Here is a 24,793-nt window from a genome sequence, read left to right on the forward strand (position 1 = left end):
CCTCAGCGGAGGTGCGTGGTGAACCACCCGCCGGCCTGCTCGGCGACCTGCTCCAGCGTGCCGGGCTCCTCGAAGAGGTGGGTGGCACCGGGGATCACCCGCAGCTCGCCGACCTCCCCCAACTCCGCCAGCGCCCGCTCGTTGAGCGTGATCACTTCCTCGTCCAGGCCGCCCACCAGCAACAACGTCGGGGTACGCACCTGGGCCAGCGCGGCACCGGCCAGGTCCGGCCGACCGCCCCGACTGACCACGGCACCCACCCGGTCCGCGCGGGTCGACGCCGCGACCAGGGCGGCGGCGGCTCCCGTGCTGGCGCCGAACAGGCCGATCGGTACGGCGCCGGCCGGACGCTCTCCGGCCAACCAGTCGACGATCCCGGCCAGTCGGCTGGCCAGCAACCCGATGTCGAACCGCAGCTCGGCGGTGCGGGCGTCCACCTCGTCCTCGCTCGGGCTGAGCAGGTCCACGAGCACCGTCGCGAGCCCGCGACCGTTCAGGGTGCGGGCCACCGCCACGTTGCGCGGGCTGTGCCGGGAGCTGCCGCTGCCGTGCGCGAAGAGCACCACACCGACCGACTGAGCGGGCAGCATCAGGTCGGCGGGGAGTCGGGCGTCCCCGACCGGGATTGTCACAGCGCGGCGCTGCTCGTCCATGCCCACCTCCGGGGTGCTCGCCTGCCGCCGGGTTACCCCACCCACCGCACCGCACGCACCCGGACGACCTCGCCGCCGGCCGCGTTTGCCGAAAAGACCGTCGGGTACGCGACGAGCGACCGCAGACCGTGTCGGCGCAACAGCGCCCCGACGGATCGCGAGGATCGCCATGGCCAAGCAGCAGATTTCCCGGCAGCAGCAACTGACCGAGCGGACCCAGCGGGAACAGGACGCCGAGCGCACCCAGGACGTCGGGGATCAGGACTTCGGGGACCAGGCCGCCTCGGCGCGGCTGCCCGACGACCCGAAGGCGGCGGCGCCCCGGGACGCGATCGGGCGGCCGTCCACCGGCGAACCGGTCTGATTGCCGGGGCCGACGAGCCGGTCTGACCAGGACTAGTCGTGGCGGTCGGGGCGGGACAACATCCCGCCCCGACCGTCACTGCGCGTTCACGCGTTCGGGCAGCCGCAGCAGCGGCGACCTGCCCGGTGGCTGCTCGGGCGGAGGGCCGGCCGGCTCGGCCGGCGGCACCGGCACCGTGACCGGTTCGTCGCAGGTCACCCGCAGCACCTGGTCGTGGTGGCGCAGCTCCACCACGTCGTCCGGGCCGCCATGACGCAGTGAGTACGTCGTCTGGTGCGGCCGGACATCCACCCGCAGCGACAGCCCGCGCCACTGGAGCGAGAACTCCAGCCGGTTGAGTCGACTGGAGAGCCGGGGCGCGAAGGACAGCTCGCCGTCGTGGTCCCGGAGCCCGCCGAGCCCACTGACCAGGGCCAGCCAGGCGCCGGCCAACGACGCCATGTGCACGCCGTCGCGGGTGTTCTCGTTGAGGTCGTGCAGGTCCATCAGCGCGGCCTCGCGCAGGTAGGAGTGGGCCAGCTCGGGGTGACCCACCTCGGCGGCGAGCACCGCCTGGGTGCAGGCCGACAACGACGAGTCGCGGACGGTCCGGCGCTCGTAGTAGAGGAAGTTGCGGACCTTCTGCTCCGGGGTGAACGCGTCCCCGCGCCAGTGCATGGCGAGGACCAGGTCGGCCTGCTTGACCACCTGCTTGCGGTACAGCTCGAAGTACGGGTAGTGCAGCAGCAGCGGATACTTCTCCGCCGGCGTGTGCGTGAAGTCCCACTCCTGAAGGCGGGTGAAGCCCTCGACCTGCTGGTGGACGTCGAGCTCCTCGTCGTAGGGGACGTGCATGGAGGTGGCGGCATCCCGCCAGCTCGCCGCCTCCTCGTCGGTGACCCCCAGGTGGAACGCCTCGTCCTGGTAGCGCACCACCACGTCGGCGGCGGCGAGCAGGTTCCGTTGTGCCATCAGGTTGGTGTAGATGTTGTCGTTCTTCACGGCGGTGTACTCGTCCGGGCCGGTGACACCGTCGATGTGGAACTCGCCGTGCCGGTCGTGGTGGCCGATCGAGCGCCACAGCCGGGCGGTCTCCACAAGCAACTCCAGCCCGATCTCCCGCTCGAACTGGTTGTCCCCGGTGACCATGACGTAGCGGCGCGCGGCATCGGCGATGTCGGCGGCGATGTGGAAGGCCGCCGTGCCCGCCGGCCAGTATCCGGAGGATTCCGGGCCCTCGATGGTCCGCCACGGGAACGCGGCACCCCGGAGATTGAGCGTCTCGGCACGCTCCCGCGCCGAGTCCAGCGTGCTGTGCCGCCACTGCAACGCGCTGCGCACCGCGCTCGGCTGGGTGTAGGTCAGCACCGGCAGGACGAACATCTCGGTGTCCCAGAAGGCGTGCCCGTCGTAGCCGGGACCGGTCAGCCCCTTCGCCGAGATCGGCCGCTGCTCGGCGCGTGCGCCGGCCTGGAGCACGTGGAAGAGACCGAACCGGACCGCCTGCTGCACCTCCGGGTCACCCTCGACCAGCACGTCGGACGCGTCCCAGAACGCGTCGAGGTAGTTGCGCTGCTCCCGGTGCAGCCCGTCCCAGCCGTCCAGCCGGGCGCCGGCCAGTGCCGCGCCGACCTGGTCGCGCAGCGCCGGCAGCGACCGCCGACTCGACCAGCTGTACGTCAGATACTTGATCACCCGTAGCTTCTCGCCGGGCTTGAGCACGCAGGCGATAGTGGTGCGGACCCAGTCCTGGTAGCCCTCGGACTCGATGGTGGTGCGATCCGGGCCGTGCACCTCGTGCTCCATCGCGGCGGCGACCCGCAACCCGGAGACCTTGGTGCGGTGGATGAGCTGCCCCCCGTCCGGGGTGGTCAGCTCCTCCTCGGCCTGCAGGGGTGACTCCAGCACCGCCGCCACCCGGGGGTCCTTGCTCTGCGCCGGCAGCGACTCGTTGGCCACCAGCTCGGACTGCACGATCAGCCGGAGCGGGCCGTCAACGGCCTCCACCTCGTAGCTGATGGCGGCGACCGACCGCTGGGTGAACGAGACAAGGCGGGTGCTGCGGACCTTGACCTCCCGGCCGGCGGGCGAGCGCCAGTGCAGCTCCCGGTGCAGGGTGCCGGCCCGCATGTCGAGGATCCGCTCGTGGGCCAGCAGTTCCCCGTAGCGCACGTCGAGTGGTTCGTCGTCGACGAGCAGGCGGATCAGCTTGCCGTTCGTGACGTTGACGATGGTCTGCCCGGACTCGGGGAAGCCGTAGCCGGCCTCCGCGTACGGCAGTGGGCGCAACTCGTAGAACGAGTTGAGGTAGGTGCCGGGCAGGCCGTGCGGTTCACCCTCGTCGAGGTTGCCGCGCAGCCCGACGTGCCCGTTGGAGAGCGCGAAGACCGACTCCGACTGGGCCAGCACGTCCATGTCCAGCCGGGTCTCGCGGACGTGCCACGGCTCGACCGGATAGGCCCGCTCCCGGATCACGCGAGGCCCCCTTCGGTGCCCGGGTGCGGCGCGGCGGCGGTGCGTGCCGGCGCCGCCGGATCGGCGGTGTCGAGCAGGTCGGCGAGGTCCCGCACGACGATGTCGGCGCCGTGCGCGAGCAACTCGTCCGCCTGCCCGACCCGGTCCACGCCGACCACGTACCCGAAGCCACCGGCACGGCCGGCGGCCACCCCGGAGAGCGCGTCCTCGAAGACGGCGGCCTGCGTCGGGTCCACGCCGAGCAGCCGGGCGCCGGCGAGGAACGTGTCCGGCTGTGGCTTTCCGCGTAGCCCCTGCGCTCGGGCGACAAGCCCGTCGACCCGGGCCTCCAGGAGTGGTTCGAGCCCCGCCGCGGCGACCACCTCGCCGCCGTTGGCGCTCGCTGTCACCACCGCTCGGCGCAGCCCGGCGGTGACAGCGGCCTTCAGGTACCGCACCGACCCCGGGTAGACCTCGACGCCGGAGTCGCGCAGGCGCTGGAGCAGCAGGACGTTCTTGCGGTTGCCCACGCCGTTGACGGTGTCGGCGTCCGGTGGGTCGTCCGGGGTGCCCTCGGGCAGCACTATGCCGCGGGAGGCGAGGAACGACCGGACGCCGTCGGCACGGGGTCGGCCATCGACGTAGCGGTTGTAGTCCGGGCCGGGATCGAAGGGTTGGAACGGCTCGCCGGAAGCGGCGGCGCGCTGCCGGAGAAACTCGTCGAACGTCTGCGTCCAGGCGGCGTTGTGTACGCGGGCGGTCTGCGTCAGCACACCGTCCAGATCGAAGAGACAGGCGGTCACGTGAGCAGGTAGGCCCAGCACGGTACGAATCTATCCATCCCGCTGGGCCGGCAAACCCGTTTCGGCCTCCGCGACACGGTTCAGTTCGGCCGCAGTGTCCAGATCACCGTCATCGCCGAGGTCGGCGTGCCGTCCTCGGTGGCGATCTCCACCTCCACGCCGAATTCCGGCCTTCGGCCGGACTCCAGCTCCTCGATCACGTCGAGGGCCGGCCGGCCGAGTCGCGCGGTGGCCAGCACCGGGCCCATGGCGAGCTTGCGGTAGGCGATCTCGGCCCGGACGGCGAGCGGCACGGCCCGGTCGAGCAGCTGCCCGAAGGCCGCCAGCACGACCGCGCCGGAGGCCGTCTCGCCGAGGGTGAAGATGGCGCCCGCGTGCGGGCCGCCGACGTGGTTGTGGGTGGCCGGCGAGTCGGGCATCCGGACGACTGCCCGGACCCCGCCCTCCGCCTCGGGCGCCACCTCGACGAATTCGAAGCCGAGCGTACGGGCGAAGGGCACCGCTTCGAGCATGCCGGCCGCCACCTGGCGGGAGTCGATTGTCATGAGCTGACGTTACTAGCCGGTAACCAGGCCGGCAAGCAGCTGTTTCTCACGTTCGGCCGAGGCTCAGAGATTGGCGATCGTCCGCAGGATCTCCGCGTAGAAGTTGCCGTCGATGCTGCGGAAGAAGGCGAAGTCCTGACCCGGGTCGCCGAAGAACGGGCGCAGCGTCCAGGCCAGTTGGGTGCCGACGAAACCGAAGAGCAGGATCCAGATGTAGAGCAGGGTCATGCTGGCCGGCCGCTGCGTCGGCTCGCCGCGTCGGACCGGGCGCTCGTTCCAGGAGCGCGGATAGCCCGGCACCGCGCCCCCGGGAGGCGCACCGGCCGGCTGGCCGCTCCACTGCGCCGGAACGTGCGCCGGCGCGACGGCGACCGCGCCGTTCGGAGCCGACCCGGCCGGTACGGCCACCGGCTCGGCACTCGCACCCGCGACCGGAGCGGCAGCCGGCACCGAGCCGGCGGGCACCGCTGCCGGCACGGCCGGAGCGGTGGCCGGCACAGCCGGGGCGGTGGTGTTGGCCTGGGCGGTGGCGACCGGCGGAGCGAGCAGGCCGTGGTCGTTGAGCACCTGCATGCCGCCGGTCAGGAAGCGCAGCCCGACAAGCGCCGACAGGGCCAGGATCGCCACGTTGAGCAGCTTGAAGAACCCGTAGTCGGGCGCGGTGATCAGGAAGAACAGGCTGATCGGCGCGAACGCCACAGCGAGCATCGACGTGACGGTGATCGCCACCATCACCAGCGCCAACGACTGCCGCACCGAGAGTCGGGCGCCGAAGACCAGGTTGAACAGGTAGAGCGTGGGCAGGCAGATGGCCAACGTGACAAGGAACAGCAGTGGCAGTTTCAGCGCCGAGGTGAGCGCCATCAATGGGCTGTGGAAGGCGCCGAGCACCGCCCCGTAGCAGGCCAGCGCGATGGCGGAGCTGGCCAGCATCCGCCCGGTCAGCCGGTTCAGGTCACCTTCGGCCACGATCTGCTGCCAGACGCCCTCGCGATCGCGCAGGATGCGCTCGATGACGAGCGGGCTGGGACTGTCACCCGACACGGGCGCACCTCTTTCGGTGGTCTGTCACCTATGGACTGAATGGGCAGACGGTAGGACATCGCGGAGCCGGGCCGCCACCCCGCTCCGGTGCGTCGTCAGCGCCAACCCACGTCGATCCGGGCGCCCCGCTCGTCGAAGAAGTGCAGCGCGTCCATCCGAACCGAGACGGCGAGCGGGTGACCGGCGCTGACCGCCGGGTACGGTGCCAGCCGCACCGCCAGCTCCGCCGGGCGGCGGTGGTGCCGGCCCGGATCGGGAAGCACGCTGGTCTGGGTGCCGCTGCTCGGTGGCTCCTGCGGCTCCACCGGCTTACCGGTGAGTCGCTGCATCACCGAGCCGAACCGGCGCAGGCCACGCTGGCCCACCGGCGGCGGGTCGAGCGGAGTGCCCATCTCGTCGACCATGATCGCGGTGGCGCCGATGTCGAGGAACGCCAGCGACTCGTGCCCGTGGTGCTCCAGGTAGCGGATCCGCCCGCGCAGCACGTCGCCCGGGCTGTCCGGTGCGACAGGGGTGAGCGCCTCGGCCCGCATGCCGACCACGATCCGCTCACCGTGGTAGTGCGCCACCGCCCGACTGCGGATGTCGTTCCAGGGCAGGTAGAGCGACTGGTCACCGAGGTTGAGCGTGACGTACCGGTCGAGGTGGACGTAGACCGAGGCCTCCAGCAGGTTCATCCGCGGACTGCCCAGGAAGGCGGCCACGTAGAGGGTCGCCGGCCGGCCGTACACCTGGGTGGGTGTGCCCACGTCCTGGAGGACGCCCCGGCGCATGATGGCCACCCGGTCGGCCATGGTGAGCGCCTCGGCCTGGTCGTGGGTGACGTAGACGGTGGTGACGCCCAGCTCCCGGGTCAGGCCCGAGATCTCCGCGCGCAGCTCCGCCCGCAGCCCGCTGTCCAGGTTGGACAGCGGCTCGTCCATGAGGAACAGGCCGGGCCGGCGGACGATCGCCCGGCCCATCGCCACCCGCTGCCGCTGCCCGCCGGAGAGCTGACCGGGCTTGCGGGCCAGCACGTCACCGATGCCCAGGGCGCTGGCCACGTCACCGACCCGCTCCCCGCGCGGCTCCGGCTCGACCCCGGCCAGCCGCAGCGGAAAGGCGATGTTGTCGCCGACGGTCATGTGCGGGTAGAGCGCGAAGTCCTGGAAGACCATGGCGATCTTGCGGTCCCGTGGTGGCAGGTCGTTCGCCAACTCTCCGTCCAGCAGGACGGCGCCGTGGGTCGGATCCTCCAACCCGGCGATCATCCGTAGCACTGTGGACTTGCCGCAGCCCGACGGCCCGAGAAGCACCATGAACTCGCCGTCGTTGACATCAAGGTTGATGCTGTCGACGGCGACCGTGCCGTCCCTGAAGATCTTGCTCACATCCTTGAGCGTGACGGTGCTCACCGTCTTCCCCCCCAGCTCGTCGGCCGAACCCCAGAAGACTGTGACCAGGATCATGAGTTTAGGACATCGGGTAAACGTCTCATGTTCGGTCGGTGACGGTGCCATTAAGCGACATAAGTCCGATCAGCAGCCCGCCGCCGGCTCGCCCGGCTCACCGAGGAACACCCGGCGCACCACCCGCTCCGCCGCGCGCCCGTCGTCCAAAGTGCAGAACCGGCCCCGAAAATGCTCGCGGGCCTTGGTCGCGGCGTCCGATCGCACCGCGTTGGTACGGAAGAGGTCGAGCAGATCGTCGAAGGTGCTGGCAACCGCGCCCGGCGGCTCGGCCGTCACGTCGAAGTAGACGCCCCGGGCCAGCCGGTACGCCTCCCAGTCGGGAGCGTAGAGCACGATCGGTCGATCCAACACCGCGTAGTCGAACATCGCCGACGAGTAGTCGGTGACCAGCACGTCCGCCACCAGGTAGAGATCCTCCACCCGCTGGTGGCCGCTGACGTCCCGAACACGTTCCCAGGCCGCCGGGTGGCCCGGATGCCGATCGCGATCGTGGAAGTAGTGGCTGCGCATCAACAGCCGGCCCGAGTCACCGAGCGCCTGGACGAACCGGTCCGGGTCGAACGGCGGCCGATAGCCGGGCAGGTGCTCGCGGTGCGTCGGGGCGTACAGCACGACCTGCTCGTCCGGGCCGAGGCCGAACTCGGCGCGGAGTCGGCGAACCTCGTCCGGACCGGCGGTGACCAGCCGGTCGTTGCGCGGGTAGCCCACCTCCAGTGTCGTGTACGCGGCCGGGTACGCCCGGTCCCACATCTGGGTGGAAAAGCTGTTCGCGCTGACGCTGTAGTCCCAGCGGTCCACCCGGCGCAGCAGCCCGGCGAAGTCCATCCGCCCCGCCCCGATCGGGTAACGCTGCTGGTCGAGCCCCATCACCTTGACCGGGGTGCCGTGGTGGGTCTGGAGGTGCACCTGTTCTGGTCGCTTGCGGACGAAGTCCGGGAAGTTGACGTTGTTGACCAACCACCGGGCGCGGGCGAGGACCCGGTAGTACGCGGGGGTGCCGGCGACCACGTACTCCACCCCGGCCGGCACGGTGTCCACCCGGTCCCGTCGCACGATCCACACCCCGCGCACCCCCGGTGCCAGCCGGCGGGCGACCTCGTAGATCGCCGCCGGGTTGCAGGAGTAACCCCGGTACCAGTACGCGGCGTACACGGCGAGCGTCGAGTCGATCGGCCGACGCAGCTCCGCCCGGTAGTACTCGCGCAGCAACCCGTCGCGGGTGAGCCGCGCACCGCGCCGAGCGACCGGGCCGACCCGCCGCCGGGCGGTGCGCGCCTTCCGGTGGGCGGCGTCCCGCGCCCGGCTCGCGGCCCGCAGCGCGCTGAAGGTGTGCCAGCGGCCGGAGGCGACGAGCCGGTGCTTGATCCCCTCCACCCCGTCCGGCACCGGATAGCCACCGGGCGGCAGCCAGCGTTCGTAGTCGGCGGTGATCTGCGCGAAGAACGCCGGCCGCAGCTCCGGGGCGATCCGCTGACCGTTGCCGAGCACTGTCAGGTAGTGCCAGATCATCCGCTCGAAGACCGCCGGCCGCAGGGCCTCCGTCGCCGACCCCCACTCGTCCATCAGGTGGAAGACCCGGTGCCACTGGGGAAAGACCTCGAAGTGCCGGTCCCCCCGGGTCCGGGTGATCGCACCGGCGCGGCGTTGCCGGTAGTTGACGCAGACCCGGTCCAGTACGCCGATCCGCCGCGCCGCCATCAGCACCGGGTAGCTGAACGAGACATCCTCGTACCAGCCGGGCGCGAAGCGCAGCCCCAGGTCGGCCAGGAACTCCCGGCGGACCAGCCGGTTCCACGCGGTGTGCAGCAGGCGCATCGCCTCCGGCCGGTCCCGCAACCGGAAGGTGCCGGTGCCGGGCGACTCGGGAAACACCTCGGCCATCGCGCTGCGGGTGGCGGTGTCGTTCCAGTGGGTGCGGACGTGGTCGACGAGCAGCACGTCCGGTCGGGTCACCCGCAGTCGCTCGGCGACCTCCGGCAGGCACTCCGGCGTCAGCCAGTCGTCGCCGTCGAGGAACCACACGTACTCGCCGACGGCCCGGTCCAGCCCGATGTTGCGGGCTGGACCCAGGCCGACGTTCTGCGGCAGCCGGACCGGGCGGACCCGCTGGTCGCGGGCCGCGTACTCGTCGATGATCTCGCCGCTGGCATCCGGCGAGCAGTCGTCGATGGCGATCACCTCGATGTCGGTCTCCGGCTGGCCGAGGATCGAGTCGAGGCATTCGCGCAGGTATCCCTGCACCCGGAAGGCCGGCACCACGAAGCTGATCAGGGTCATCCGGCCGTCCCTCCGTCAGCGTGGCGCGGCACCTCCGGCGCCCACCGGCGCGACCTGCGCCCGCGCGCTACGGGCCGGTCGGACGAACCAGGCCAGGACGACGCTCACCACGAAAACCACGAGAAGGTACGCACCGAGTGTAGCCAGCCCGATACCCGCGATGCCGGCAATCGCCGCGAGGGCCAGCAGCACCGACCGCCCGTCCCAGCCCAGCGTGGCCGGGTGCAGCGGCGGTGCGGCCTGCCGCTTCTCCAGCCGGGCCGTCAGGTCGTAGTGGTGCACGGTGAGCACGAAGACGTACCCGAAGATCAACCAACCCGGCACGCCACCGACCACCCCGACCGCTATCGCGAACAGGTACTCGGCGGCCCGCAGCGCCGCCGGCACCAGCCAGTCCAGCGGGCCGTTGTGCGCGGCCCCGGCACCCAGCCCGGCGACCAGCAGCACCAGCAGCGCCACCGGCACCGCCCGGCGCAGCCCGTCCGGCGCGTCACCCAGCAGCGCCACGACCAGCAGCAGCGCCGGGCCGAGCGCGGCGACCACCGCCAGGGTGAGCGGCCCCAGCGGGCGGAGGGCCGGCAGGCGGCGGGCCAACGGCCCGTCGTCGCGGTGCAGCGTCGCGTCGACAGTGTCCAGCACCGGCACCCACATCCAGCGCGCGCGCAGCGTCCGCAGAGCCCCGGTGTACGCGAACGCCAGCACGCCCCAGACCAGCACCGCGAGCAGGCTGACCAGCGGGTTGAACAGCGCCACGGTCAGCGCGATCAACGCCCAGCGCTCACCGATCGGAAAGACCACTGTGCGCTTGAGCCAGTACGACACCGAGCCGGTGTCGGCCTGCACCCGGGTCGACGCCGCGTTCAGCCGGTCGCCGATGCCGCCGCTGGCGCCCGTCGCCGTACGCGGTCGGCGGGCCGCCTCGTCGTGCAGCACCCCGTACCAGGTGTCGGTCATGTGCCGGACGGTCTGCAACGTCATCGCCGCGATGGCCAGCGCCCAGCCGTTGCCCAACCCGGCGTGGCTCACCCCGAAGCCCAGGCCGGCGTAGACCAGGTATTCCTTGGCCCGGTCCGCCATCGTGTCCAGCCAGCCGCCCCAGGCGCTGAAGTGCCGGGTGTAGCGGGCCAGTTGGCCGTCCACGCAGTCCAGCACGAAGCCGAGGTAGAGCAGCACCGCGCCGCCGACCAGGGCGGGCCGCCCGCCGACGCCGAACAGCACCGCCGCCGCCAACGCGAACAGCACCGAGATCGCCGTCACCCCGGTCGGGGTGAGCCGGAGCCGGGCCGACAGCCGGACCACGTACGGCGACCAGGTGCTGACGAAGTAGGTGGAGAAGAAGTCGTCCTTCTCCTTGACCGACAGCCGCAGCTCGGCCCGGTCCTCGTCGACGGCGGTCACCGCCGTTTCGGCAGCCACCAACCCGGGCGCGTCCGCGACCCGGTGCGCGACGAGCAGGCGTACCCGCTGGGCGAAGATCAGCGTGCCGAGCGCCGCGAGACCCGCGACGAGCCGGTCCACGGCGGCCCCCGGGTTGTCGGGCCCGGCTTGCCCGGCGGCCGGCAGCGGCGACACGTCGCCGGGCGGGCCGAGCGGGGCGGTGACCGGCCGCGCGCCGACGGCGGCGGCCCGCGCCGCGGCGGCGAGGGTCGGCAGGTCGTCCACGCCGACCCGCAGCGCACCACCGAACACGCCCGTGGCGTCGCCGTCGAGGGCGTCCAACGGGCCGGCGTCGACCACCTGACCGCGTTCCTCGCGCACTGCGGTCTGACCGGGCACCGGCGGGTCGGTCAGCACCAACGCCACGGTCGGCCCGACCGGGCTGGTGGCCAGGTGCCGCAGCACCGCCGTGTGGGCGACCAGGTCGGTGCCGGTGACCAGCAGTGGGACGTCGGCGGCGTCGGCCAGCGCGGCCAACTCGTCGAGGTCGCCGGCGAAGCGCACCTCGGCGGCCCCGGCCCGGCGCAACTGGGCGGCCAGTCGCTCGGCCAGCGGCTCGCCCGTCGACGTGGTCAGGCCCGCCGCGGATGTTCCGGCGGCGAGCACGATCGCGAGCGTCACCGCGGGACCGCGGCGTGGTACGCGTCGAGCGCCTCGGCGATGGTGCCGTCGAGCGTCAGCCGGCCCGCGTCGAGGTACAACCCCCGACGGCAGAACCGGGTCAGGTCCTTTTCGTTGTGTGACACCAGCACCAGTGTGCGCCCCTCCCCGAGCAGACGATCAATCGTCGCGTAACACTTCTTGCGGAACTCCGCGTCGCCGACCGCGGTCACCTCGTCCATCAGCAGGATCGGGTGCGGCAGGTGCGAGATGATCGCGAAGCCGAGCCGCACCTTCATCCCCGACGAGTAGTGCCGCACCGACGTGTCGATGGCACCCTGCACCTGCTCACCGGCGAACTCGACGATCTCGTCGAAGTGCCGCTTCAGATAACCCGCCGACAACCCGTGCAGACCACCGACCAGGTGCAGGTTCTCCCGCCCGGTCAGCTCGTTGGAGAAACCGGCCGACAACTCCAGCAGCGGCGCCACCGCGCCGTGCACCCGGATGCTGCCCTCGTCCGGGATGAGCACCCCGGCGATCAGTCGCAGCAGGGTGCTCTTGCCGGTGCCGTTGCGGCCGATCACCCCGACTGTCTCGCCCGGCTCGACGGTGAACGACACGTCACGCAGTGGCCAGAACTGACCGGGCAGGGCGCCGCGCCCGCCCCGGTGGATGAACAGCTCGCGCAGCCGCAGCTGCCGACGCCGGTTACGGACGAACCGGATGCCCAGACCGTCGGCCTCGATGATCGGCGCGGCCACGTCACAGTTCCTTGAGCACTGCGGGTTCCAACCGGCGAAACGACCACCAGCCGGCGGCCAGCACCAGCACGCTGCCGACGACAGTCGTGGCGAGCAGCCGGGCGTCCGGGAACTCGTCCGGGTACCAGATCGCGTGGTGCAGCTGGAAGATCCCGACCAGCGGGTTCAGCTCGTAGACCACCTTCAGCCACCCCGGCAGGTCCGACTCCCGGACCAGGCTGAGCGGGTAGATGATCGGCGTGGCGTAGAAGAGCACCCGGATGATCAGCCGGAGGAACCGCTCCACGTCGCGCATCAGCACGTTCCACGCGGACAGCAACAGGGCCAGCCCGGTCAACAGGACGGCCTGCACGGCCACCGCGAGCGGCAGGGCGAGCAGCGACCAGCCGGGGTGGATCCGACCGTGCACCGCGTAGCCCACCGCGATGGCGATCAGGATCGGCAGGCCGGCAGCGTACTCGGCGAACCGGCCGGTGACCCGGCCGATCGGGAAGACCTGACGCGGCACGTTCATCGTGGTGATCAGCCGGGACTGGCCGGTCAGCGCGTTCGTCGCCTCACTCAACGCCGAACTTGTCCACATCCAGGCGAAGATCCCGGTGATCAGGAACAGCGGGTACGACCCGGCCGCCTCGCCCAGGTGCCGACCGGTGTCGGAGGAGTAGAGCACCCCGAAGACGAACCAGTAGATGGCACCCATGCCGAGCGGCTCGATCAACGACCAGAAGTAGCCCAGGACCGACTGCTGGTACTTGACCGCCAGATCCCGCCGGACCAGGATGCGCAGCGAGTTGCGGTGCGACCACAACGCCGCGACGCCAGAGGTCACCGCGAGCCTCCCGCCTCCTGAAACGGACGACAGGTTAGCAGTCGGTGAACGAATGCCCCGAATCGGCCGGACTCAGCACTCGATCACGTTGACGGCCAGACCGCCACGCGCCGTCTCCTTGTATTTGACCTTCATGTCGGCGCCCGTCTCCCGCATGGTCTTGATGACCTTGTCCAGCGACACCTTGTGCACACCGTCGCCGCGCAGCGCCAGCCGGGCGGCCGTGATCGCCTTGATGCTAGCCACCGCGTTGCGCTCGATGCAGGGGATCTGCACCAGGCCACCCACCGGGTCACAGGTCAACCCGAGGTTGTGCTCCATCCCGATCTCGGCCGCGTTCTCCACCTGCTCCGGGGTGCCACCGAGCACCTCGGCCAGGCCCGCCGCCGCCATCGAGCACGCCGACCCGACCTCACCCTGGCAGCCGACCTCCGCGCCGGAGATCGACGCGTTCTCCTTGAACAGCACACCGATCGCGCCGGCCGCCAGCAGGAACCGCACCACACCGTCGTCGTCGGCGTCCGGCACGAAGCGGCTGTAGTAGTGCAGCACCGCCGGAATGATCCCGGCCGCACCGTTCGTCGGCGCGGTGACCACCCGGCCGCCGGCCGCGTTCTCCTCGTTGACCGCGAGCGCGAACAGCGTCACCCAGTCCATCGCGTGCAGCGGGTCGGGTGTCCCGGCGTCCGCCTCCAGGCCGCGCCGCAACTCCGCCGCGCGCCGCCGAACCTTCAACCCCCCAGGGAGTACGCCGTCCCGCTCGCAACCGCGCCGCACGCACTCCCGCATCACCCGCCAGATCTCCAGCAGGCCGGCCCGGATGTCCGCCTCGCTGCGCCAGGAGCGCTCGTTGGCCAGCATCACCTCGCTGATCGACAGGCCGGTGCGGCTGGTCACCTCCAGCAACTGCGCCCCGGTCAGGAAGGGGTACCGCACCCGGGTGCTGTCCGGCTTGATCCGGTCCGCGCCGGCCGCCGCCTCGTCCACCACGAACCCGCCACCGACGGAGTAGTAGGTGCGGCGGCGCAACTCGGCACCGTTGTCGTCGTACGCCGCGAAGGTCATCCCGTTCGGGTGGTACGGCAGCGACCGACGCCTGTGCAACGTCAGGTCCCGATCCGGATCGAAGTCGATCTCGTGCGCGGCCAGGATGCTGATCCGCCGCTCGGCCCGGATCCGCTCGACCCGAGGGCCGACGGTGTCCGTGTCGACAGTCTCCGGCGACTCGCCCGCCAACCCGAGCAACACCGCCGGGCCGCTGCCGTGGCCGTGCCCGGTGGCCCCCAACGAGCCGAACAGCTCGGCCTGCACCCGTGCGACATCGGTGAGCAGCCCGTCGGCCTTGAGCCCGGCGACGAACGTCCGCGCCGCCCGCATCGGCCCCACCGTGTGCGAGCTGGACGGCCCGATGCCGACGCTGAAGAGGTCGAAAACACTGATCATGGCTGCGCTTCCTCGCCGTCGTCCCGGCGTACGGGACCCGGCCGGGTCAGGACCGCCAAGCTGACGGCCCTGCTCATGATCGACCAGGGTAGGGTGTCGGCCGCCCGGGGTGTGGGTGGCCGATCTGCCAGCGTACCCGCCCAGCTCAACGCCCACCCGGCCACCGGGACGCGCACACCTGCCCGCCGCCTCCCCCGCCACCCGCGCCGGCCCGCCGACCTCGCTGGGCCACCGCCCGCACCCACGCCCACAGGGCCGCCCCGCCCGCGCCCCGCCGCAAGATCGCGCTCGATCCAGGATCTAGTGGTCTCGCTCCGCCCTCGATGCCACTACAACCGGGATCGAGCGCGACCTTCGTCTGGCTCCGACCGACGCCGTGGCCGGCGGCGGACACAGCGGGCCCCAGCGGACGGCGCCGGACGGCTCGGGGAGGCGTCAGCGAGGGGTTGCCCGGGTAAAGCACCTACGGGTCCACGGGTTGCCGCTCATCCTCAGGACCGAGGGCGAGGTGGCCACCCCCTTCTACCGTGGATTGCAGACGCGGCGCACCGCCGCAGAGTGGGAGTACGACGATGAGTCGCAAACTGGTCCGGCCCCGCGAGGGGCGCATGCTCGCCGGTGTCTGCGCCGGCCTCGGTCGGCGGTTCGGCATGTCCGCCGGGATGGTCCGGCTGCTGTTCCTGCTGTCCCTGCTGCTGCCCGGCACCCAGGTGATCGTCTACCTGATCCTGTGGGTACTCATGCCGAACGAGGACCGCTACCTGGCCTCCACCCAGCACTGACCCGCGCCTCTCGCCGCGCGCCACCAGCGCCCCCGTCGAGGCCAGAACCCCTGACCGTGAGGCAGCAACTTCACCGAAGTTGCTGCCTCACCAGCGTCAGAGGCAGCACCATCCCCGAAGTTGCGCAGATCTTGCCCGGTGAGCACTGGGCGACACGGGCAACGCCCGAGCGGCGGTGCCGCGCGTGCGGGGCAGCACGGGGCAGCGGAGCGGCGTCCGCGCGGGGCGTGTTCCTCTAGATCCACTCGGGTTTACTGAAACTGGGGTGTCCGGGGGGTCGCGATACCCCGACTTCAATGAAGCCGAGTGGATCATGGCGTGCGCTTCGCGCGAAGGGCCGCGAGAAAGGGCAGCGCCCGCTCCGACGGACTGTCGGGGCGGGCGCTCGGCCTTACGGGTTTGGCAGGTCAGGGGGCCACGTAGGTCACGGTGATCTGCTGGTAGCCGAGGGAACGCAGCAACCCTTCCAGCATCTTGCGGGTGTTCTCCTCGGCGCGGGCGGAGAGCCCGCTGTCCCGGGCGGCGGCGGTGATCCGCTCCTCGGCGAGCTTGTAGACCTGCTGCTGCCGGTTGGGGTCGTTGCCGACCAGGTCGCCGAGCCGGTTGAGCAGACCGCGCTGCTCCGCGAAGACGTAGCTCCTCTCCATGTCGAGGTTGGTCTCGCCGAGCTGCGGGGCGGGCAGCTTGATCTCGACGGACTTGCCGTCGGCGGACTGGACGACGGCGCCCTCACCGATCTTGGTGAAGTCGACGTACGCCTCGACACTGCCGGCTCCGACGAACAGGGTGCGCTCGTTGAGCAGGAAGTCCGGCACGTTGCGCCTGTCGTTCTGGGTGTCGACAACGACCTGGAAGTTGCCCTCCGCGGCCACGTAGCGGCTGAGGTCCTGGATCGACTTCAGCAGCGGTGGCTGGCTGCGGTCGGTCTGCTCCTTGGCGAACGGGTTGCGGAAGTCCGGCAGGAAGCCGGTCGCCTGGATGCCGAGCAGCACCACCACGGCCAGCGCGGCAGCGCCGAGCAGCAGGAGCAGGCCACGGGCCGCCCCACCACCACCGCCGCCGAAGCCACCGGCGGTCGGGCCCTCGGGCGGACCGGCCGGAGGGTCACCGGGGCCACCGGGGCCACCAGAGCCTCCGGAGCCGCCCGGAGTATCCGTGGTCGGCTCGGGTGTAGCGGTCGACCGCTCCCGGAGGTCGTCGCCGGTCGGGTAACCGGGAAACTCCCTCGTGGGCTCGTTGCTGTCAGCATCGCGGGCCATCACGCTCACCGTCCTCGTCAGACACGTCGTCTGTCAATGACGGTACGGCCCCACTGCGACAGTCGCGCGTCGAGCGTCAGGAAGTGACAAGAGGGCAGGTCAGGCGAGTGCGGAGAGCCCGGTGAGCCGCTGCCCGACGACGAGCTGGTGGATCTCGGAAGTGCCCTCGTACGTCAGCACGCTCTCCAGGTTGTTGGCGTGCCGCATCACCGGGTATTCGCCGGAGACTCCGTTGGCGCCGAGGATGGTGCGGCACTGCCGGGCGATGGCCAGGGCCTCCCGGACGTTGTTCAGTTTGCCCACGCTGACCTGCTCGGGCCGCAGCCGGTGGGCGTCGGCGAGCCGACCGAGGTGCAGCGCGAGCAGTTGCCCCTTCACCAGCTCGACGGCCATGTCGGCGAGCTTCGCCTGGGTGAGCTGGAAGCCGGCGATCGGGCGACCGAACTGGGTGCGGGTGGTGGCGTACGCCAGTGTGGTTTCCAGGCAGTCACGGGCGGCGCCGAGCGCGCCCCAGATGATGCCGTACCGGGCTTCGGTGAGGCAGCTCAGCGGCGCCTTGAGCCCGACCGCCTCGGGTAGTTGGGCCTCCGCCGGGAGCCGGACGTCGTCGAGCACGATCTCGCCGGTCACCGACGCGCGCAGCGACATCTTGCGGCGGATCTCCCGGGCCGTGACACCTGGTGTGTCCATGGGTACGGCGAAACCGCGCACGCCCTCGTCGGTGCGCGCCCAGATCACCGCGACGTCGGCGATCGGCGCGTTGGTGATCCACATCTTCCCGCCGGTGAGCAGCCAGTCGTCGCCGTCGCGGCGGGCCCGGGTGGTCATCGAGGCGGGGTCGGAGCCGTGGTCCGGTTCGGTGAGGCCGAAGCAGCCGATCGCCGCGCCGGTGGCCATCGACGGCAGCCAGCGTTGCTTCTGCTCCTCACTGCCGTAGCGCCAGATGGCGTACATGGCGAGCGAGCCCTGCACGGAGACCAGGGAACGGAGGCCGGAGTCCCCGGCTTCCAGCTCCTGGCAGGCCAGCCCGTACGCGACGGCGGAGGCGCCCGCGCAGCCGTAGCCGGTCAGGTGCATGCCGAGCAGCCCGAGCTTGCCGAATTCGAGGGCCAGCTCCCGGGCCGGGACCCGGCCGTCCTCGTACCAGTCGGCGACATGCGGTCGCACCCGGTCGTCGACGAGCTGGCGGACGACGTCGCGGATCTGCCGCTCCTCCTCGCCGAGCGACGAGTCCAGGTCGAGCAGATCGAGGGCAGTCATGCCGTCACCTTAACGAAGCCTCAACCGACAACGAAGCGTCAGCCGACAACGAAGCCTCCACCGACAGCGAAGCCTCGGCCGACGCCGCTCAGTCGATCGGCCCGGAGAGCACCAGCACCCGCGCGTGGATCTGGTTGCGCTGTTGCAGGGCGGCGCGCAGTGCGCGGTGCAGCCCGTCCTCCAGGTAGAGCCCGCCGTTCCACTGCACGACATGGGGGAAGAGGTCACCGTAGAAGGTGGAATCCTCGGCGAGGAGCTTGTCGAGCGCCAACTCGCGCTTGGTGGTGATCATCTGATCGAGGCGCAGTGGGCGGGGCGGGATCTCCGCCCACTGCTTCAGGGTCAGGTTGTGCTCCGGGTAGGGACGCCCGTCCCGGACCGCTCTGAAGATCACGACGGCACGCTCCCCTCCCCGTGGCCGGGCCGACCGACAGCGCCGAGCCGGGCCGCGGCGGGCACCGCGCGGCGCGGCACCGATGACCGTGCCAGCCTAGCCGCCCAGCACGCGCTGCGTTCTGCTCCCTGATGTCAGTTTCGCTACCGGTCGTCCGATCCGCATTCGGACGAACGGGACGTCGCGCTCAGCTCCACCTGCCGCGCCGGACAACCTCGTCCACTCCACGACGTCCACGGCGCAGCGACGGTGACCGATGGTCGGGTGCCCGGTAACCGATTGTGAGGGCACCGATGGGCTGGTACTCCGCCGGCACCCCGAACGCGTCCCGGTAACTGGCCAGCCGCTGCGGGGCGATGCCGAAGAAACACGCCCCCAGCCCCTCGTCCACCGCGGTGAGCAATATCAGCAACGCCGCGAAGCCGGTGTCCACGTGCCAGTACGGCACCGGCCACCGATCGGTGGACCGGTCCGTCCAGCCCTTGTCCGGCTCGGCGTAACGCCGCAGGTACGCCGACTCGTTGGCGTGCGGCACCACGATCAGCGGCGCCCTGCGCATCCCCGCCAGCCAGCGCTCCCGCCCACCGCCCTCCGGCGTGGTGGCCGCCCAGAACCGCTCCCGGTCAGCCGGCTCCTCCAACACCAGGAAGCCCCAGCCCTGGGCGAAACCGGCCGACGGGGCGCGGATCGCGTGGTCGAGCAGCCGATCCAGCACGTCGGGCGGGACCGGACGGTCCGGGTCGTAGTTGCGCACCATCCGCCGACGTCGGACGACCTCGGCGAACTCCATCAGGCCCCGGGCCGGATGCCCCAGGCACCCCGCCAGGTCGTACCGGGCTTGATCGTGAGCAGGTCCTTACCCGACCGGAACGCGTCCGGCGGGCAGGTCATCGGCTCGATCGCCACCGAACGGCGGTGCCGCGCACCGGTGAGCGCGTCCCCGGTGAACACCTGCCACCAGCCGAACTCCGCATCGGCCCAGATGCTCACCCCGGTCGAGGAGTCCGGCGCGGCCAGGCTCACCGACGAGCCACCGTCGGCGTCGCGGATCACCTCACCGAAGCAGGAGTCCAGCACGGCCGGGCCGATCCGGCGGGGGCTGGTCCAGTCGTACTCGGTGCCGGCCACCGGGGTCACTCCGACCGGCAGCAGCCGACCGTCGACAAGCACCCGGCCCCGGGTGGGCAGCCGCATGACCAGGTCGTCGACCGCGACGCCCGGCAGTTGCAGGTACGGGTGCACGGAGAACCCGAACGGCGCCGACTCGCCGCCAATGTTCGTCACCTCGTGCTCGGCGCGCAGACCGTCAGTACCGACGCTCCACCTGCTGAGCAGCCGCAACGGCCACGGGTAGCCGGGCTGTGGCGGCAGGTCGTAGCCCACTGTCACCGCGTCCGCCGACTGCTCCAGCAACTGCCAGGGCACCCAGTTGACAAGCCCGTGGATGGCCACGTGCCGCTCCGGCTCGGTCAGCGGGAGCTGGTGCGTCCGCTCGCCGAACGAGTAGCGGCCATCGCGGATCCGGTTCGGCCAGGGTGCCAGCACCTGCCCGGCGCAGCCGGGGCAGACCTCGTCGGTCTGGTACCCGTCGACCAGGTCGACACCGTCGTGCCGGTACGTCCGGAGCCCACCGCCCACCTCCACGATGACGGCCTCGTGGCCGGCGGCGGAGATGGTCCACTGGGCGCCGGAGAACGCGCGCTGCTCGGGGCTTTCCATGTCGGCGACCCTAACCGGTCAGGTCCGGTCCCCGCTCGACGCCGCCGCCCGGTAGCGCAGCAGTGCCGGGAACGCGACAGCGAGTACCACGACGAGCACCGCCGAGGCGAGCCCGCCGGCCACCCAGGCCACCCCGCCTCCGAACCCGGCGGCCATCGTGCCGGCCCGCAGGTCGCCCAGCCGCGGGCCACCGGCCACCACCACCGTGTTGACGCCCTGGAGCCGGCCGCGCATCCGGTCCGGTGCGTAGACCAGCAGCATCGACTGGCGCAGCACCGCGCTGACCAGGTCGGCGGCACCGGCCACGGCGAGCAGCAGGACCATCAGCCAGAGGTGGTGGGCCAGCCCGGCCGCGGCGATCGCGAGGCCCCAGGCGACCACCGCGACCACCAGACCGACGCCCTGCCGGCGGAGTCGGCCGATCCAGCCGGAGGTCAGCCCACCGATCATCGAGCCGATCGCGATGGCGCTGTAGAGCAGGCCGACCGCTCCGCCGCCACCGAACCTCTCGTGGGCGATCTCCGGGAAGAGCGCCCGTGGCATCGCCAGGATCATCGCGATCAGGTCCACCCCGAAGGAGAGGAGCAGCACCGGCGTGGTGGCCAGGTAGCGGAAACCGTCGACCACACTGGCCAGGCCGGCGCGGCGGGGCGCACCGTCGGCGGTCGGCTCGGGCGGCAGCGCGGGCAGGCGCAGCGCCGCCCAGAGCATCGCGGTGAACAGCACCGCGTCCACCCCGTACGCGATCGGCAGGACGACAGTGGTGTCCGGCGACGCGGCGAGGATCAGGCCGGCGGCGAGCGGGCCGGCTACCGATGCGGCGGTGAAGGTCGTGTAGTTCAGGGTGGTGGCGGAGGCCACCAGGTCGTCGGGCACCAACCGGGGCAGCATGGCGCTGCGGGCCGGCGAGCTGATCGCGAACGCCACCGACTGCACCGCCATCAACGCCAGCAGCAGCACCGGGCTGCCCACGTTCAGCAACGCCTGGACCAGCAGACCGAGGGTGGATGCCCAGAGCAACAATGAGCCGCCGAGCAGCACCGCACGGCGGTCGCGGGCGTCGGCGACCGCACCGCCCCAGAGCCCGAAGACCAGCAACGGTACGAAGGCAGCCACACCCAGCAGCCCCACCCAGAACGAGTCCCGGGTCAGGGCGTACATCTCCACCGGCACCGCGACGGCGGTGAACTGGAAACCGAACATCGCCACCGTGTTGCCGAGCCAGAGTCGCCGGTACGCGGGCACCCGCAGCGGACGGACGTCGATCGCCCAGCGGCGCGCTCCGCGCGACCGGGCCTCCCGCACACCCGTCACGGCGCCAGCCGCTCGACGGTCCAGCCACCCTCGTCGAGGCGGCGGAAACGGAGCCGGTCGTGCAGCCGGCCGGCCCGACCCTGCCAGAACTCCACCGACTCGGGTCGCACCCGCAACCCGCCCCAGTGCGGCGGGGTCGGGATCTCGGCCTGGTCGGCGAACCGCTCGGCCGCTTCCTGGTACCGCTCCTCCAACGCCGCCCGGCCGGACACCACCTGTGACTGCGGGCTGGCCCAGGCACCCAGTTGGGAGCCGCGCGGCCGGCTGGCGAAGTAGGCGGCACTCGTCGCGCGGTCGACGGGTGTGACGGGTCCGGCGACCACCACCTGCCGCTGCATGGGAAACCACGGGAAGACCAGGCTGGCGTACGGGTTGGCGGACACCTCGACGCCCTTGCGCGACTCGTGGTTGGTGAAGAAGACGAAGCCCTCCGGGTCGTACCCCTTGAGCAGCACGGTCCGGCCGCTCGGCCGGCCGGCCGAGTCGGCGGTGCCCACCACCATGGCGTTCGGTTCGGGTAGCCCGAAGGCCACCGCGTCGGCGAACCAGTTGTCGAACTGGCTGTGCCAGTCGGCGGCCAGGTCAGCCTCGGTCAGGCCCAGGTCCGCGGCGTACTCGTTACGCATCGCGGCCGGGGCGGGTGTGTCGCCCGTCACGTCGCCACTCCTTCTCGGCAGGTCCGCCGGCACGCCCTCCCGCGCTGGCCAGCCCGCACCGCCCAGTCTCACCGAGTCCGGCGGAGAATGCGCGTCCGGGGATGTCGCGTGCAGCACAGTCGCCCTGGGTCGCGTATCCGGTTACTCAGCAGGCAAGATGTTGCGAACACATCCCTGATGGTCGCCTAGAGGGCGCTCGGCCGACCGGGCCGGATGAGCCGACCGGGCGCACCGACCAGATCCAGGAGAGCGACATGGCCGATTTCAAACCCGGGCTGGAGGGCGTCGTCGCCTTCGAGACCGAGATCGCCGAACCCGACCGCGAGGGTGGCGCGCTGCGCTACCGCGGGGTCGACATCGAGGATCTGATCGGTCAGGTGTCGTTCGGCAACGTGTGGGCGCTGCTCGTCGACGGCCGGTTCGGGCCGGGCCTGCCGCCGGCGGAGCCGTTCCCGGTGCCTGTGCACTCCGGTGACATCCGCGTCGACGTGCAGTCGGCGGTCGCCATGCTCGCCCCGTACTGGGGGCTCAGCCAACTGCTTGACATCTCCGACGAGCAGGCTCGCGAGGACCTCGCCCGCGTCTCGGTGACCGCGCTCTCCTTCGTCGCCCAGTCCGCCCGGGGCCTCGGCCTGCCGGCGGTGCCCCAGAAGGAGATCGACAAGGCGCAGACAATCGTCGAGCGGTTCATGAAGCGGTGGCGCGGCGAGCCCGACCCGCGGCACGTCAAGGCCGTCGACGCCTACTTCATCTCGGCCGCCGAGCACGGCCTGAACGCCTCCACCTTCACCGCCCGCATCGTCGCCTCCACCGGAGCGGACGCGGCGGCCTGCATCTCGTCGGGCATCGGCGCGCTCTCCGGCCCGCTGCACGGTGGCGCTCCCTCCCGGGTGCTCAGCATGTTGGAGGCGGTGGAGCGCAGCGGCGACGCGGAGGGTTACGTCAAGGGCGTGCTCGATCGCGGCGAGCGGCTGATGGGCTTCGGCCACCGCGTCTACCGGGCCGAGGACCCGCGGGCCCGGGTGCTCCGGCGCACGGCCAAGGAGTTGAGCGCACCGCGCTTCGAGATCGCCGAGGCGCTGGAGAAGGCCGCGCTCGCCGAGTTGCAGGCCCGCCGCCCGGACCGGGTGCTGGCCACCAACGTCGAGTTCTGGTCGGCCGTCGTGCTGGACTTCGCCGAGGTGCCGGCGCACATGTTCACCTCGATGTTCACCTGCGCGCGAATGGGCGGTTGGAGCGCGCACATCCTGGAGCAGAAGCGCCTACAGCGGCTGGTGCGCCCGTCCGCCCGCTACGTCGGCCCGGAGACGCGCAAGCCGTCCGACGTCGAGGGCTGGGCCGCCATCCCGCACGGCGTCTGAGCTGTACGGAAGGGCCCCGCTTATCGCCTGGCGATGGGCGGGGCCCTTTTTTTGCGTACACCTGGCGGTCGCCCGCCGAGGTGTGGCGAAGGACTCAGCCCAGTCCTCGGGGGCCCGGCTTCCACCGATGGGTCCGGGTGCGAGGATGAGGGCCGGCAGTGTCGCCGGGCCCGCCCTCGCCCTTGCGGAAGGATCTTCAAGACCGTGGCTGACGCACCGACCATCCGGATTCCCGATGACCTCAAGCCCGCCGACGGCCGTTTCGGTTGCGGCCCGTCCAAGGTCCGCCCTGCGGCGGTGTCCGCACTCGCCGACGTCGCCACCACCTACCTGGGCACCTCGCACCGGCAGAAGACGGTCCGCGACCAGGTGGCCCGGTTGCGCTCCGGCATCGCCGAGTTCTTCGCGCTGCCCGAGGGTTACGAGGTCGTGATCGGCAACGGCGGCACCACCGCGTTCTGGGAGGTCGCCACCTTCGGCCTGATCCGCGACCGGGCCCAGTTCGCCAGCTTCGGCGAGTTCGGCGCCAAGTTCGCCAAGTCGGTCAAGGACGCGCCGTTCCTCGGTGACCCGACAGTTCGCAAGGCCGACGCGGGCAGCGCCCCGACGCTCGTCGCCGAGTCCGGTGTGGACGCGTACGCGACCCCGCAGAACGAGACCTCCACCGGCGTGGCGGTGCCGATCGGCCGGGTGGCCGGTGCGGACGAGGGCGCGTTGCTGCTCGTCGACGCGACCTCCGCCGCCGGCGGCCTGGACGTCAACGTCGGCGAGACCGATGTCTACTACTTCGCTCCGCAGAAGTGCTTCGGCTCCGACGGTGGCCTGTGGCTGGCCCTGATGTCACCGGCAGCGCTGGAGCGCGCCGCCGAGATCAAGGCGTCCGGGCGCTACATCCCCGCCTTCCTCGACCTGGTCACCGCGATCGACAACTCGCGGCTGGAGCAGACCTACAACACCCCGGCGCTGGCCACCATCTTCCTGGCCGCCGAGCAGACCGACTGGATGAACGCGCAGGGTGGCCTGTCCTGGGCGGCCAAGCGCACCGCCGAGAGTGCCGCCGCGGTATATGGCTGGGCGGAGCGGTCCACCGTGGCCACCCCGTTCGTCACCGACCCGGCCCTGCGTTCCAACGTGGTCGCCACGATCGACTTCGCCGACGGGGTGGACGCCACCGCCATCGCGAAGGCGCTGCGCGCGAACGGCATCGTCGACACCGAGCCGTACCGCAAGCTCGGTCGCAACCAGTTGCGGGTGGCGCTGTTCCCGGCCGTCGAGCCGGCGGATGTCGAGGCGCTCACCGCGTCCATCGACTACGTCATCGAACGACTCTGACGTTCGTCACGGTCGGTGTTCGTGGGGGCCTCCACGGACACCGACCGTGATCATCGCCGCAGCTCAGTCGCGA

The 24,793-nt window shown here is 71.4% G+C and carries 22 protein-coding genes; 4 read left to right on the top strand and 18 right to left on the bottom strand.

The window, feature by feature from the left end; genetic code table 11:
* Positions 1–2 precede the first annotated feature (2 nt).
* Positions 3–653, bottom strand: coding sequence for a hydrolase (locus tag AB0A95_RS05280; protein ID WP_357554388.1), 651 nt, complete (start codon positions 651–653; stop codon positions 3–5).
* 169 nt (positions 654–822) lie between these two features.
* On the opposite strand from AB0A95_RS05280, the gene AB0A95_RS05285 reads away from it, so the two are divergent.
* Positions 823–1,017 carry a hypothetical protein gene (locus AB0A95_RS05285; protein ID WP_357072596.1) on the top strand — a complete coding sequence of 65 codons (195 nt, stop codon included), beginning with the start codon at positions 823–825 and terminating at the stop codon, positions 1,015–1,017.
* Positions 1,018–1,092: 75 nt separating this feature from the next.
* On the opposite strand, the gene AB0A95_RS05290 is transcribed toward AB0A95_RS05285, so the two are convergent.
* The 10 genes from AB0A95_RS05290 to AB0A95_RS05335 all read right to left on the bottom strand — a co-directional run bounded on the left by AB0A95_RS05290 (position 1,093) and on the right by AB0A95_RS05335 (position 14,643).
* Complete coding sequence (locus AB0A95_RS05290; protein ID WP_357554390.1) at positions 1,093–3,471, bottom strand: glycosyl hydrolase family 65 protein; 2,379 nt, start codon at positions 3,469–3,471, stop codon at positions 1,093–1,095.
* Positions 3,468–4,274 (bottom strand): beta-phosphoglucomutase family hydrolase, encoded by an 807-nt coding sequence (locus AB0A95_RS05295; RefSeq protein WP_357554392.1) that lies wholly within the window; start codon positions 4,272–4,274, stop codon positions 3,468–3,470. Before AB0A95_RS05295 ends, AB0A95_RS05290 begins: the two co-directional genes overlap by 4 nt.
* A gap of 59 nt (positions 4,275–4,333) precedes the next feature.
* Positions 4,334–4,798, bottom strand: coding sequence for a DUF4442 domain-containing protein (locus AB0A95_RS05300; RefSeq protein ID WP_357554394.1), 465 nt, complete (start codon positions 4,796–4,798; stop codon positions 4,334–4,336).
* A 63-nt stretch (positions 4,799–4,861) separates the two neighbouring features.
* Positions 4,862–5,842: a hypothetical protein gene (locus AB0A95_RS05305; protein WP_357554396.1), complete on the bottom strand. Its 981-nt coding sequence runs from the start codon at positions 5,840–5,842 to the stop codon at positions 4,862–4,864.
* Positions 5,843–5,937: 95 nt separating this feature from the next.
* Entirely contained in the window at positions 5,938–7,236 is a 1,299-nt protein-coding gene (locus AB0A95_RS05310) for an ABC transporter ATP-binding protein (protein ID WP_357554502.1), read from the bottom strand.
* A 123-nt stretch (positions 7,237–7,359) separates the two neighbouring features.
* A complete protein-coding gene (locus tag AB0A95_RS05315) occupies positions 7,360–9,570 on the bottom strand; it encodes a bifunctional glycosyltransferase family 2 protein/CDP-glycerol:glycerophosphate glycerophosphotransferase (RefSeq protein WP_357554397.1) in 2,211 nt (736 codons plus the stop codon).
* 15 nt (positions 9,571–9,585) lie between these two features.
* Positions 9,586–11,583 (bottom strand): DUF5941 domain-containing protein, encoded by a 1,998-nt coding sequence (locus AB0A95_RS05320; RefSeq protein WP_357554503.1) that lies wholly within the window; start codon positions 11,581–11,583, stop codon positions 9,586–9,588.
* Between the two features lie 41 nt (positions 11,584–11,624).
* Positions 11,625–12,371, bottom strand: coding sequence for an ABC transporter ATP-binding protein (locus tag AB0A95_RS05325; RefSeq protein WP_357554399.1), 747 nt, complete (start codon positions 12,369–12,371; stop codon positions 11,625–11,627).
* 1 nt (position 12,372) lies between these two features.
* Positions 12,373–13,200: an ABC transporter permease gene (locus AB0A95_RS05330; RefSeq protein WP_357554401.1), complete on the bottom strand. Its 828-nt coding sequence runs from the start codon at positions 13,198–13,200 to the stop codon at positions 12,373–12,375.
* 72 nt (positions 13,201–13,272) lie between these two features.
* The gene (locus AB0A95_RS05335; protein ID WP_357554403.1) at positions 13,273–14,643 is read right to left on the bottom strand and encodes an L-serine ammonia-lyase; all 1,371 of its coding nucleotides are present in this window, start codon (positions 14,641–14,643) and stop codon (positions 13,273–13,275) included.
* Positions 14,644–15,215: 572 nt separating this feature from the next.
* On the opposite strand from AB0A95_RS05335, the gene AB0A95_RS05340 reads away from it, so the two are divergent.
* Positions 15,216–15,425: a PspC domain-containing protein gene (locus AB0A95_RS05340; protein ID WP_357072623.1), complete on the top strand. Its 210-nt coding sequence runs from the start codon at positions 15,216–15,218 to the stop codon at positions 15,423–15,425.
* A gap of 407 nt (positions 15,426–15,832) precedes the next feature.
* Here the strand turns inward: AB0A95_RS05340 and AB0A95_RS05345 are convergent, their stop codons facing one another.
* The 7 genes from AB0A95_RS05345 to pdxH form a co-directional block, all read right to left on the bottom strand.
* Positions 15,833–16,684, bottom strand: coding sequence for a DUF4230 domain-containing protein (locus tag AB0A95_RS05345; protein WP_357554407.1), 852 nt, complete (start codon positions 16,682–16,684; stop codon positions 15,833–15,835).
* Between the two features lie 99 nt (positions 16,685–16,783).
* Positions 16,784–17,944 (bottom strand): acyl-CoA dehydrogenase family protein, encoded by a 1,161-nt coding sequence (locus AB0A95_RS05350; protein ID WP_357554409.1) that lies wholly within the window; start codon positions 17,942–17,944, stop codon positions 16,784–16,786.
* Between the two features lie 88 nt (positions 17,945–18,032).
* The gene (locus AB0A95_RS05355; protein ID WP_357554411.1) at positions 18,033–18,338 is read right to left on the bottom strand and encodes a type II toxin-antitoxin system VapB family antitoxin; all 306 of its coding nucleotides are present in this window, start codon (positions 18,336–18,338) and stop codon (positions 18,033–18,035) included.
* A gap of 187 nt (positions 18,339–18,525) precedes the next feature.
* On the bottom strand, positions 18,526–19,128 hold the full coding sequence (locus AB0A95_RS05360; RefSeq protein WP_357554413.1) for a nitroreductase family protein: 603 nt from the start codon (positions 19,126–19,128) through the stop codon (positions 18,526–18,528).
* Positions 19,128–20,057: an aldose 1-epimerase family protein gene (locus tag AB0A95_RS05365; RefSeq protein ID WP_357554415.1), complete on the bottom strand. Its 930-nt coding sequence runs from the start codon at positions 20,055–20,057 to the stop codon at positions 19,128–19,130. The genes AB0A95_RS05360 and AB0A95_RS05365 overlap by 1 nt, the downstream gene beginning before the upstream one ends.
* 18 nt (positions 20,058–20,075) lie before the next feature.
* Entirely contained in the window at positions 20,076–21,371 is a 1,296-nt protein-coding gene (locus AB0A95_RS05370; protein ID WP_357554416.1) for an MFS transporter, read from the bottom strand.
* Entirely contained in the window at positions 21,368–21,997 is a 630-nt protein-coding gene (gene pdxH, locus AB0A95_RS05375) for a pyridoxamine 5'-phosphate oxidase (RefSeq protein WP_357554504.1), read from the bottom strand. The genes AB0A95_RS05370 and pdxH overlap by 4 nt, the downstream gene beginning before the upstream one ends.
* Before the next feature lie 284 nt (positions 21,998–22,281).
* Between pdxH and AB0A95_RS05380 the strand changes: the two genes are divergently transcribed.
* Positions 22,282–23,388: a citrate synthase 2 gene (locus AB0A95_RS05380; RefSeq protein ID WP_357554417.1), complete on the top strand. Its 1,107-nt coding sequence runs from the start codon at positions 22,282–22,284 to the stop codon at positions 23,386–23,388.
* A 204-nt stretch (positions 23,389–23,592) separates the two neighbouring features.
* Entirely contained in the window at positions 23,593–24,720 is a 1,128-nt protein-coding gene (gene serC, locus AB0A95_RS05385) for a phosphoserine transaminase (RefSeq protein ID WP_357554418.1), read from the top strand.
* Positions 24,721–24,793 lie beyond the last annotated feature (73 nt).

The sequence above is a fragment of the Micromonospora sp. NPDC049230 genome (assembly GCF_040647875.1).
In the GTDB taxonomy this organism is placed as follows: Bacteria; Actinomycetota; Actinomycetes; order Mycobacteriales; family Micromonosporaceae; genus Micromonospora.